The 12,403-nt window shown below is 40.3% G+C and carries 11 protein-coding genes; all 11 read left to right on the forward strand.

Annotated elements, in window-relative coordinates:
• Positions 1-26 precede the first annotated feature (26 nt).
• The 11 genes from IJI01_RS03600 (at position 27) to IJI01_RS03650 (ending at position 12,332) form a co-directional block, all read left to right on the forward strand.
• The gene (locus IJI01_RS03600; RefSeq protein ID WP_292185992.1) at positions 27-749 is read left to right on the forward strand and encodes a rhamnogalacturonan acetylesterase; all 723 of its coding nucleotides are present in this window, start codon (positions 27-29) and stop codon (positions 747-749) included.
• Between the two features lie 54 nt (positions 750-803).
• Complete coding sequence (locus tag IJI01_RS03605; protein ID WP_292185994.1) at positions 804-2,501, forward strand: glycoside hydrolase family 43 protein; 1,698 nt, start codon at positions 804-806, stop codon at positions 2,499-2,501.
• Between the two features lie 63 nt (positions 2,502-2,564).
• A complete protein-coding gene (locus IJI01_RS03610) occupies positions 2,565-4,403 on the forward strand; it encodes a family 43 glycosylhydrolase (RefSeq protein WP_292185996.1) in 1,839 nt (612 codons plus the stop codon).
• A 55-nt stretch (positions 4,404-4,458) separates the two neighbouring features.
• Complete coding sequence (locus IJI01_RS03615; protein ID WP_292185997.1) at positions 4,459-5,298, forward strand: sugar phosphate isomerase/epimerase family protein; 840 nt, start codon at positions 4,459-4,461, stop codon at positions 5,296-5,298.
• 168 nt (positions 5,299-5,466) lie between these two features.
• The gene (locus IJI01_RS03620; protein WP_292185998.1) at positions 5,467-6,561 is read left to right on the forward strand and encodes a TRAP transporter substrate-binding protein; all 1,095 of its coding nucleotides are present in this window, start codon (positions 5,467-5,469) and stop codon (positions 6,559-6,561) included.
• Between the two features lie 50 nt (positions 6,562-6,611).
• On the forward strand, positions 6,612-7,136 hold the full coding sequence (locus tag IJI01_RS03625; protein WP_292186000.1) for a TRAP transporter small permease: 525 nt from the start codon (positions 6,612-6,614) through the stop codon (positions 7,134-7,136).
• On the forward strand, positions 7,136-8,431 hold the full coding sequence (locus tag IJI01_RS03630) for a TRAP transporter large permease (RefSeq protein WP_292186920.1): 1,296 nt from the start codon (positions 7,136-7,138) through the stop codon (positions 8,429-8,431). The genes IJI01_RS03625 and IJI01_RS03630 overlap by 1 nt, the downstream gene beginning before the upstream one ends.
• Positions 8,432-8,447: 16 nt before the next feature.
• On the forward strand, positions 8,448-8,918 hold the full coding sequence (locus tag IJI01_RS03635; protein WP_292186003.1) for a YcxB family protein: 471 nt from the start codon (positions 8,448-8,450) through the stop codon (positions 8,916-8,918).
• A gap of 75 nt (positions 8,919-8,993) precedes the next feature.
• Entirely contained in the window at positions 8,994-10,493 is a 1,500-nt protein-coding gene (locus tag IJI01_RS03640) for a sensor histidine kinase (RefSeq protein ID WP_292186006.1), read from the forward strand.
• Between the two features lie 13 nt (positions 10,494-10,506).
• Positions 10,507-11,316 carry a response regulator transcription factor gene (locus IJI01_RS03645; RefSeq protein WP_292186009.1) on the forward strand — a complete coding sequence of 270 codons (810 nt, stop codon included), beginning with the start codon at positions 10,507-10,509 and terminating at the stop codon, positions 11,314-11,316.
• Positions 11,316-12,332: a TRAP transporter substrate-binding protein gene (locus tag IJI01_RS03650; protein WP_292186012.1), complete on the forward strand. Its 1,017-nt coding sequence runs from the start codon at positions 11,316-11,318 to the stop codon at positions 12,330-12,332. Before IJI01_RS03645 ends, IJI01_RS03650 begins: the two co-directional genes overlap by 1 nt.
• Positions 12,333-12,403 lie beyond the last annotated feature (71 nt).

Raw genomic sequence — 12,403 nt, forward strand, 5'->3', positions numbered from 1 at the left:
TTTATTCAATTGGAAAGGAAATACTAATGAGACATATATTCTGGGCGGGAGATTCTACCGCAGCATCTAATAAATATGTAACCTATCCGCAGACAGGTATTGCACAGGCTTTTGACAGATATACCAGAACGGATGTGGTTGTTGTAAACCATGCATTTAATGGACGCAGCACTAAGAGCTTTATAGATGAGAGCAGACTTGCACCTATCTATAACGACATTACTAAAGGGGACTACTTATTTATCCAGTTTGGACACAACGATGAGAAGATAAATGACCCTAAAAGGTACACTGATCCTCATGGGGAGTTCATTGTTAATCTTGGTAAGTTTGTAAATGTAGCAAGGAACAAGGGGGCATATCCACTTTTTATTACTCCTGTAGAGAGAAAACTCTTTGATGAAGATGGGAACCTGAAATTCTCTGGTCACGAAGAGTATGTGCTGGGTATGAAAGAAGCAGGAGAGAAGTTTGATGTCCCTGTTGTGGATCTGTATACAGCTAGTAGAGAGTTCCTTCAGAAAGTAGGACCGGAGGAAGCTAAGAAATACTACATGAACGTTGAGCCAGGTATTTATGACTGGCTTCCGGATGGACTTACAGATAATTCCCACCTCAAATATGAGGGAGCAATGTTATACGCAGGTATGATAGCAAAGAGCATTGAAATGATCGGTGAGCCTTACGCAACACTCATCGCAGACAAGGATTATTTAAAAGATACATATAATATTGAAATTAACGGGTAGAAATATATATTGATGAATAGTAAGTCATTTATGACTGGTGGTAATGAGGATATTATGAAAAATTTATCAGATTTAGGAAACGGCAGATTTAGAAATCCAATTCTCTTTGCGGATTATTCTGATCCTGATGTTATCAGAGTTGGCGATACATATTACATGACGGCTAGTAGCTTTAACTATACACCAGGACTTCCAATATTGATATCTCATGATCTTGTGAACTGGAAGCTTGTTAACTATGCTCTTAATAATATACAGGAAGACAGATACAAGATACCAAGACATTCTGAGGGAGTATGGGCTCCAGCTATTCGCTATCATGATGGAATGTTCTACATTTATTATGGTATGCCAGATGAGGGGTACTATGTTGTAAGGACTACTGATCCTCTTGGAAAGTGGGAGGAACCAATATGTATCCTGGAAGGAAAAGGGCTTATTGATCCATGTCCTTTCTGGGATGAGGATGGTAAGGCCTATGTTATTCATGGCTATGCTAAGAGCAGAATCGGCTTTAAGAGTATTCTTGGAATATTCGAGTTGAGTAGTGATGGACTCAAGGCAATTTCTGAGGATCACTTTATCTTTGATGGTAATGATCCTCAGAATCCTGCAGTTACTATTGAAGGTCCCAAGGTATATAAAAGGGATGGCTATTACTATGTATGGGCGCCTGCTGGCGGAGTGAAATTTGGCTATCAGGTAGTACTTCGTAGTAGAGATATTCATGGACCTTATGAAATAAAAGAGGTTATGCATACGGGAAATACCGAGATAAACGGACCTCACCAAGGGGGACTAATAGATACCGTAAATGGTGATGAATGGTTTATACATTTTCAGGACAGAGGCCTTTACGGCAGAATCTGCCACCTTCAGCCTGTCAACTGGCATGATGGCTGGCCAATTGTTGGAGTAAATCCTGATGAGAACAATATTGGAGAGCCTGTTGAAGAGATGGAGAAGCCAAATACTGGTATATCAGATGAACCTTCATATCTTGAGGCATCGGATTCATTTGAAGATGGCCAATATGGTCTTATGTGGCAATGGCTGGGTAATCACAGTAATCGCTTCTATGGAATTCGAGATAATGATGTATCAAAAGAAACTTCTCAGAACTGCTTGAGGCTTCGTGCCATTAACCTTTCAAATGAAAGTGAACCTATTATCTGGAAATGCTCAAATATTCTTACGCAGAAGATAATATATCCTCTTTTTAGAAGTGAAATAGGAGTTGATGCGACAGGTCTTTTGCCAGGGGATAGAGCAGGTGTTTGCATGACAGGTGGCCAGTATATGGCGGCATACTTGCAGCGAGAAGCTGAGAATAAATACACTGTCAGAGTTATTGAATCCTATGGCGGAGATAATGATAAGAAAGAAAAGGTCTTAGGCGAATACGAATTTGGTAAGCTGTGCTATGACTATGGTTTATCTATAGAGGAAGGTCTTAAGAATATTAGATTTATTCTTTCTTTTGAATGCGATGACAAGAGAGTAACATCCAAAGAGCTTTACTTCAAAAATGTAGAGGACAAGGATAATACTCCAATACTAAAAATGTATTTATCACTTGATGATGATAAGGATTTACGAAGGGCATTAGATCTAAAGGTGGCATATACACCATCTGACCATACCTGGGTTGGAGCCAAGCTAGGACTATTTGCGCTTTCCTGTGATATGGATAAAAAATCTGAATGTGAAGGCTATGCAGATTTCCTGTATGCTGATATTCAGGAAATATAATTAAATAATTAGTATATAAGGCAATTGGATAAATGACTTGTAACTGTTATATGAGGTGCTTAGATGGATGTTGGTAAGATTAGTATCTACGAAGCTGCGCAAAATGGAGATTTTGCGCTTGTTAAATGGATAGTTGAATATTCAAGGTCTAGTCTCAATGAATTTGCAGATAATCACAGGACTGCGCTTCATTTTGCTGCTATGTCCGGGAAACTGGATATGTTCAAATATCTGGTGGAAAGATGTGGCCTTGACCCTCTTCAGGGAGATATTGATCTTGTAACTCCTTGGGATATTGTAAGAGAAAATGAACATAAGGAAATTGATGATTATCTGACTCAAAGATATGGACATCGATATGAAGATTTCTATAGAAATCCGATAAGAACAGGCTTTTTTCCAGATCCTTCCATATGCAGAGTTGGGGAAGACTACTATATGGTCAACTCCTCATTTATCTTTTTCCCATGCATACCGATTTCGCATTCAAGAGATCTGATACACTGGGAGATAATCGGCCATGCTATCACTAACCCGGAGTGGGCAAGGCTCGAGGAACTTGAGGGCGGAAGAGGCTACTGGGCTCCGGATATTTCATTTTATGATGGAAGATTTTATATCGCTGCGACATATAGACTTAATGATACAGGAACAGTGTATAGAAGGCAGATGGTGGTTAGTTCAGATAAGCCTGAGGGGCCATATTCTGAGCCGGTGTTTATTGACGAAGATGGTATAGATCCAGGTCTTTTTAATGATGACGATGGTCGCAGATACATGCTTCTAAACAGAGGAGCCAGAATATTTGAGCTTGATAAAACTGGAACTAAGAAGATTTCTGAGCCAACTCTTTTATACTATGGCAGTAACAAAAGAGCGCCGGAAGGGCCTCACATCTATAAGAAAGATGGCTATTACTATTTGCTTCAGGCTGAGGGGGGGACAGGTCCAGGCCACAGAGTAACTGTATCTCGCAGTAGGGAACTAATGGGAGTGTATGAGCCATGTCCATATAATCCTATTATGAGGCAGAACGACGAGGGTGCTACCATACAAAGGTGCGGACATGGAGATATGGTAGAAACTCCTGATGGCAGATGGTACATGGTGTATCTGTGTGGCAGGAAAATAGGTGATGGCTATAGCATTCTTGGAAGAGAGACTGCACTTGACCCTGTTACCTGGACAGCAGATGGCTGGCCAATAGTTAATGGATTAAAGGGACCATCCTGTATGCAGGTTAAGCCCTATCCTGAGATAACTGGTAGCTACAACAATACATTAGATTATATGACTCCAAGAGCCTTTAAGGATGGAGATGTTAAAATAAGTAGTGATGGAACATTTGTAATTCATGCAAGTGAATATCCTCTTAGCGATATTAGTAGCAGGAATATTGTTCTGAGAAGACAGAATAGCTTTGCTTTTGAGTATAGCGTCTTTATGGATATACCTGCAATTTCAGATGGACAGTGCGCTGGAATAACAGGTTATTACGACGAGAATACATTTTTAGAATTTGGTATCTGCAGAAGAAATGGCAGATTAACAGTATATTCCAGAGAACATATTGGAGAAGAGGACAGGTATATTTATGGGAATGAAGAAATTTCTTGCTCCATAAAGAAAATCTACTTGTGCATGAACACAGAATATCTTGAGCGTATGCTTTCATATAGACTGATATCAGATGATAATACAGATGTAGTAAATATAACTAGTACAGTTACTGATTCAGAATTAACTATATTTACTACATTATCAAATGTTTATTATCTATGTGATGAAGGGTATGATAAAGGTAAGAGATTTACAGGTGCGCTTGTTGGAATGTATGCAGTTGGTGGAGTTAACAATTCTTTGTATGTAAGCTTTATGGATTCTGTTTACATTGATAAGTAATGACTGTAGTACAATATTCAATGAGATAAATAAGGTTTTTAAGGAAGGAAATATTATGCAGATAGGAATCAGATTTCACGATACAGTAGAGCTCCCTTTTGAGGAGAGACTTCAGGAGATAAAGAGACAGGGCTTTAGCTGCACACACATTGCGCTTTCCAAGGTGCCAGGCTTTACAGCCAATACTGATGCACTTACACCTGGATATGCAATGTATATGAGAGATGCCTTTAGAAGAGCAGATCTTGATGTAGCTGTTCTAGGCTGTTACCTTAACTTGGCAACTCCAGATGCTGCTGCCCTTAAGGCTAATCAGGACAAATATATGGCACACCTTCGTTTTGCTTCACTTATGGGAGCTGGCATGGTTGGAACAGAGACTGGCGCTCCTAATGTTGACTATCACTATGACAAGGAAGCATGCCATTCACAGGAGGCTCTTGATACCTTCATTACAAATCTTCGCCCTGTAGTTGACTATGCTGAGAAGATGGGTGTAATCCTCGCAATTGAGCCTGTATACAGACATATTGTATGGAATCCTAAGAGAGCAAGAGAGGTTCTTGATAGAATAGAATCACCTAACCTTCAGATCATTTTTGATCCTGTTAACCTTCTTTGGACTGATAACTTTGATCAGAGACAGGAGGTTTTTGAAGAGGCTATAGACCTTCTTGCCAAGGATATCTGCATGATCCACTTAAAGGATGCTGTGGTAGAGGGCGATAGTGTTAAGAGTATGGCTTGCGGTCTTGGAGAGATCAACTACGATACAATCGTTAAGTTTGCTCTTGAGAAGAAGCCATTTATACATGCTACACTTGAGGATACCAAGCCTGATAACGCTGTAGCTGCAAGAGAATTTATTCAGAATATCGAGAAAAAATTTAGTTAAGATCTCATAACAAAAATGAACATCATGTAAACGAGATGTTAACTATGTGTTAAAAATATGCTATCAAATGCTAAGAATGTCCGATTTATTTGGAACTGAAAGTGAAACTATAATGACATTATCGAGAGGTAATGTCATTATTTTTTTACGAAAAAGGGAGGTTACAAAATGAAGAAAAAACTTATTGCAGTACTGATGACAGCAACCATGATCGCATCTCTTGCAGCTTGTGGTGTTACTGCTCCAGAATCAGTTGATACTGGAAGTCAGCAGACAGAGGCTACTCAGGAAACAAAAACTGAGGAGACCAAGACAGAAACAGCTACAGAAACAGCTCCAGCAGCAGATGCTATCAAGCTGGTTATGGCTGAGGTTAACCCACTGGATACTATTGTTGGTATGACAGACCAGAAGTTTAAGGAAGAGGTTGAGGCTAGATCTAACGGATCTATCATTATCGACCTTCAGGCTAGTGGCGTTCTCGGATCAGAGAATGACGTTCTTGATACAATGCTTGGTGGCGGCGGAACAATCGATATGTCTCGTATTTCTGCTTTCGCTCTTACAAGCTATGGCGGACAGAAGTCAATGCTTCTTTCACTTCCATATATCTTCACAAGCCGTGAGCACTTCTGGAACTTTGCTACATCTGATCTCGCTCAGGAATTCCTCCAGGAGCCATCAGAGAATGGTAGTGGTGTAAGAGGTCTCTATTATGGAGAAGAAGGTTTCCGTCATTTCTTCACATCATATGAAATTTCAGATATTAACTCATTCAAGGGCAAGAAGATCCGTGTTTCTAATGACCCTATCATGAATGGTCTTGTAGAGGGCCTTGGCGCTTCTCCTACAGTTGTAAGCTTTGGTGAGCTTTATTCAGCTCTTCAGACTGGTGTTGTTGATGGTGCTGAGCAGCCTATCGCTAACTACAAGTCAAACGCATTCCCAGAGGTTGCACCTTACATGATCCTTGACGGACATACACTTGGTGCTATCCAGGTTATCATTACTGATGAGGCATGGAACAAGCTTTCAGCAGAGCAGCAGAACATCCTCGTAGAAGCTGGTAAGGTTGCTTCTGAGTACAATCGTTCAATCTCTGAGGAAAAAGAGAATCAGGTTCTTGAAGAGCTCAAGGCTGATGGCGTAACAATCATCGAGGTTGAGGACATTACACCTTGGCAGGAAGCTGTTAAGCCTGTAATCGAAGAGAACATCAAGGGTCTTGAGGACTACTATCAGAAGATCGTAGACATGAAATGATAGATGGATGCAATCCGTATATCATTAATAATATTGAGTAGAGGAGCCGTATGAATAATTTTTTTGATACGGTGGATAGAATCAAGCCTGTATATGATGTGGCCTATAAAATAACACTATTTATATGTAAGCTCTTGCTGGTGGCAGATATTCTGATCACCAGCATGAGCGTACTTGGAAGATATGTGTCTTTTGTTCCTGATCCATCCTGGAGCGAGGAGGTTGTATTAACACTCATGTCCTATATGGCAGTGCTGTCTGCAGCACTTGCTATCAGGCGCGGAGCGCATATCCGTATGACGGCTCTGGATATTTATCTGCCTAAAAAGCTAATTAAGATACTGGATCTGCTATCAGATGCCTGCGTTATGTGTCTTGCTTTCGTTATGCTGATCGTAGGATGGAAGTACGCAAGCACTATTGGCAGTAAGGGAGTTTATGTTTCACTTCCTAAGCTTTCAAGATTCTGGATGTATTTCCCAATTCCTGTTGCAGGCTTTGCTATGATCATCTTCGAACTTGAAGCTATCTACAACCACATAAAGGGATTTTTTGTAAAGGAGGAGAATAAGTGATAGATACAAATACTACTGCGATCGCTATTTTGCTTATTAGCTTCCTTGTAATGATTTTTCTTAGATTTCAGATTGCTTATGCTGTAGCACTTTCATCAATCCTTTGCCTTCTTTATCAGGGACTTCCACTTACAACTGTCTGCCAGCAGATGGTTAAGGGAATCAGTTCTTTTTCATTGATGGCAGTTCCATTCTTTATCACTATGGGCTGTATCATGGGAAAAGGAGGTATATCGGAAAAGCTTATAGCACTGGCGGATGCCTGTGTTGGCTGGATGACAGGTGGCATGGCGATGGTTAACATTGTAGCATCTTACTTCTTTGGTGGAATATCAGGATCTGCAGCAGCAGACACAGCTTCACTTGGAAGTATCCTGATTCCTATGATGGTTGAGCAGGGCTATGATGATGACTTCTCAACTGCAGTAACAATCACTTCCTCATGCGAAGGACTCCTTGTTCCTCCCAGTCATAACATGGTAATCTACGCTATGAGTGCTGGTGGAGTTTCTGTAGGAAGTCTGTTCCTGGCTGGATATATTCCAGGAGCCCTGCTTGCTCTTTCTCTGATGATTGGCTCTTACATTATTTCCAAGAAGCGCCATTATCCTAAGGGAGATGCATTCAGCTTTAAGACCTTTATCAAGCAGCTTGGAATATCTTTCTGGGCACTTGCTGCGGTAATTATCGTTGTAGTTGGCGTTGTAGGTGGTGTTTTCACTGCTACAGAGTCAGCAGCTATTGCTGTAATCTACAGCCTTATTGTCAGCGTATTTATCTATAAGGGACTTGACTGGAAGGGTGTATGGAAGACACTTGAGCAGTGTGTAGACACATTGTCCATAGTACTTATCCTTATTGCAACATCGAGTATTTTTGGATACTGTCTCACAACACTCCATGTTCCTGATCTTGCAGCCAGAACAATCATTGGAATTACAAGAAATCCAGTTCTTATAGCACTTCTTCTTAACCTTATACTTCTGGTACTCGGATGTATTATGGATATGGCTCCAATCATTCTGATCGCGACACCTATCCTTCTTCCAATAGCAACTTCTATTGGAATTGATCCTGTACAGTTTGGTATAATGATAGTGCTTAACTGTGGTATTGGACTTCTGACACCTCCTGTTGGAGCAGTTCTTTTCATAGGCTCTGCTGTTGGTAAGGTTAAGATGGAGAGAGTTGTTAAGGCAACACTTCCATTCTATATCTGCATGATCTTAGTACTCATGCTCCTTACATTTATTCCGGAGATCAGTATGTTCCTGCCAAATCTTTTAATGAAATAAGTTTGTAGGGGTATTTATGGAATACAAGTATATCTGTGATGTTAAGGCGTATGACCTATGGATAATGGCAATGAAGCGCACTTACAGATCTGTAGTCGGGGTTATCAATATTGTATTTACGGTGGCGATGATTCTTTTGCTTGCCAGATTCTGGAACGAATCTAATTCGCTCATTCAGGGGCTTTTAATATTTGGATGCGTTCTTTTCCCAGTTATTCAGCCGCTTTGCACTTATCTGATGTGTATCAAGCAGCTGGAGGACATGCCAAGGGATATGGTTCTAACCTTTAATGATAAGGGCGTTCATATTGATGCTAAGGGACAGACACAGCTTCTTGGCTGGAAGAAAATAGCCAATGCCATCAAGAGAAAGAACATGATAATCGTTATGTCGGATGACAGACACGGATATATGCTTACAAACAGGACACTTGGAGACGAAAAGGAAGATTTCTACGAATATCTTTGCAGCAAAATTAAAGGCTAGTAGGAAATAGATATTTAAAAGAGGCCGCGTTATAATTTATAAATAATATAACGTTGCCTCTTTTTATTTATACGTATGGAAAAAGTAAAAAACTTCTGGAAAAACCTCACAATAAAAAACAAAATAAAGTTCTTTACGGGAAGCGTATTTGTTGCTATTTTGGCTGCTCTTTTGTTTGACGTATGGATCATCAAGCTGTTCATGGTGGATTTTAACATAATCATGGAAGATAACTCCAAGAGTGGAGAGATGATAAGCGCAATTAATAAAGAGATAGATGCGTTTGATATTTATGTTCATAGCATGGATCCTTTAGATGACGCCGATTGGCAGGAAGTCTCCAAGGATACCAAGGCTGTACTATCCAAGGTTTCACTTGATTATGACCGCCTTGGAGATGAGAGATATGCTCAGCTTTTTTCGCTTAAAACAGCCTATGAAGAGTATTGCAAGTCAAGAGATCAGGTGATTGCTGATTATCAGTCTGATGCTATGTATATCAATCAGCTATACAACGTATACAGCATGCAGAATTATCTGGTACAGTATGCAGAGAAATTTATAGATACCACAACCAAGGAAGGGAACCTCAGATACCAGGAGCTTATGCCTGTTATTGTCACTGTTCCGTTTCTTGTTGCAGCAGTTGGAATCATAGTTTTTATTTTGATATATTATATTTCCAGAATGATGGACAGATCTATTACTGTGCCGGTTTTAAAGCTTGCCAGCGCTTCCAGGAAGATAGCTGCCAATGATTTTTATATAGATGATGTGGCTATGGACAGCGGTGATGAAATTGGCGATCTTATCACAGCTTTTAATAAGATGAAGTTTGCAACAGGCGAGTACATCAGAGCCCTTGAGGAAAAGAGGGAAGCGCTGGATCAGCTCCATGCACAGGAGCTTGAAAACCTTGAAATAGAAAAGCAGCTTGAGACCATGAATCTTGAGCTTTTAAAGAGCCAGATAAATCCGCATTTTCTTTTTAATACCTTAAATGTTATAGCAGGTACTGCAAACCTTGAGGATGCGCACACAACTGAGCAGATGATAGAGGCTCTTAGCTCTCTGTTTCGGTATAATCTCAAGAATCAGGCAAAAGAGACACTTTTGTCCCAGGAGCTTAAGATTTCCAGAGATTATATGTATCTTCAGAAGATGCGTTTTGGAAGCAGACTTGAATTTGAAATAGAGTCAGATGTGGATGAGAATTCTGTAATAGTACCGACCTTTACGTTCCAGCCCCTTCTTGAGAACTGTGTTATCCATGGTATTTCGCCCAAGGTTGATGGAGGAAAGGTATATGTTCGGGTTCAGCATTCTGGTAACTGGCTTAACATAGACATAGGCGATACAGGCGTTGGAATAAGTGATGATAAGCTCCTTGAGATCAGAAAGAGCATCTCTGAGGGCGGAAACCTGACCAAAAATGACGGTGCTGTTGGCATCGGAATAGGCAATATCAGTAGGCGTATAAAGGCTATGTACGAAAGTGCGAGCTTTGAGATAGACAGTAAATTAGAGGAAGGAACGGTTATTACCATAAATATTCCGTTCCATGGAAAAGAGTGATTGGGGGATTTTTATGTACAAAATACTTGTAGCAGATGATGAACCTATAGAGAGACAGGTTATTTTCAAGAAACTGAATAGTTTTTTTCCAGAGAAGGTTCAGATAATAACTGCCGAAAATGGAATTGAAGCATCCAGATTATTTGAGGAAAAAGAGTGTCAGATAGCCATTCTTGATATTGAGATGCCTGGAATGAATGGCCTTGAGGCTGCAGAGAAGATCAGAAGCTATGACAAGGACTGCAGCATAGTTTTTCTGACGGCTTTTGAGGAATTTGGTTATGCCAAAAAAGCTATCGGAGTAAGGGCTCTTGATTATCTGCTTAAGCCTGGTTCCGATGAAGAGCTTGTAAATGTAATGGAGGAAGCCTTTAGAATCTGTGACGAATCTGAGCAGCGAGCAGCTAAGGTTACAGAGGAATTAGAGCATATAAATGAAGTGGCAAATGAGAATTGCTCTGCTTTTATGGGAAGCGAAAACTGTTTACATGATGGGCAGGATAACACCCTGATCGGAATTGTTCAGAAATATATTGATGAGCACTACACAGAGGATATAGCACTTCAGGATATTGCAGGCTTTCTTGATTATTCAGATGTTTACTTCTGCAAGCTTTTTAAACATAACTTTGGCAAGAATTTCATTACTTATCTTAATGAATACAGGATGAATAAGGCTAAAGAGCTTTTGTCTGACCCTTTGATAAATATCAAGGATGTGGGACAGGAGGTTGGCTATAGGGATGCCAACTATTTTACAAGACTGTTCAAACGTATGACAGGCGTTACGCCTAGTGAGTACAGGAGTGGAGTTTTAGGCTGATGAATAAGAAATGGGGATACGGTATCGCTATTTTTATTTCAATAATAGTTGTGGTACTGCTTGGCATCAGGATTTTTTTCTGGGTCAATAAGGGGAAAAATGAGACTACACCTGAATATGTACTTTTCTATGCTGAGAATCAGGTTGAGGACTATCCTACAACACTCGGGGCACAGAAATTTGCTGACAGAGTATATGAATGTACTGATGGTAGAATCAAGATTATAGTTAAATGCGAAGCTGAGCTTGGCAGTGAGATGCAGGTTATTCAACAGATGCAGTTTGGCGGAATTGCTTTTGCCAGAGTATCTCTTTCTCAGATTGCTGAGTATATTCCTGAGATGAACGTTTTGCAGCTGCCATATCTGTACAGCGATTCTGAGCACATGTGGAGAGTTCTGGATGGTGAAATTGGTGACTTTTTCCTTGAGGAGACGTTAAAAGAGTGCATTGTTGGTCTTTCCTGGTATGACGCTGGCGCGAGAAACTTCTATAGTACAAAGCCAATTTCCAAACTGGAAGATTTGGAAGGCATGAATATAAGAGTTCAGGAATCAGATATGATGGCTGATATGGTTTCTGCACTGGGCGCCAATCCTATGAAGATTGTCTATGCTGATGTATACTCAGCGCTGGAGCAGGGAATTGTTGACTGTGCTGAGAATAACTGGCCTTCCTATGAAGCCATGAGACACTGTGATGTGGCTAGGTACTACACGCTTGATGAGCATACGAGAGTACCAGAGCTTCAGATATGCTCCAAGGTAATATGGGATAAGCTCTCAGTAGAAGATCAGAAGATAATTATGGAGTGCGCCAGGGAGTCAGCTCTTTTAGAGAGGCGCCTTTGGCAGGAGAGAGAAAAGACCTCAAAGGAAATCGCAGAAAAGAGAGGTACAACGGTTATTACCCTGCCTGATAGCGAGAAAAAGAGATTTAGAAATGCCATGAGCCTTGTATATGAGAAATATGCAGGTGATCAGATGGACATGATCAGCAAGATAACAGAATATTAAGTAGGATTTATATCTGCCTATAAATTTTAGTTCTTTTACAAGAGTTTCTGTTTGGAATTATGATAAATACA

Source organism: Butyrivibrio sp., assembly GCF_017433805.1.
In the GTDB taxonomy this organism is placed as follows: Bacteria; Bacillota; Clostridia; order Lachnospirales; family Lachnospiraceae; genus Butyrivibrio.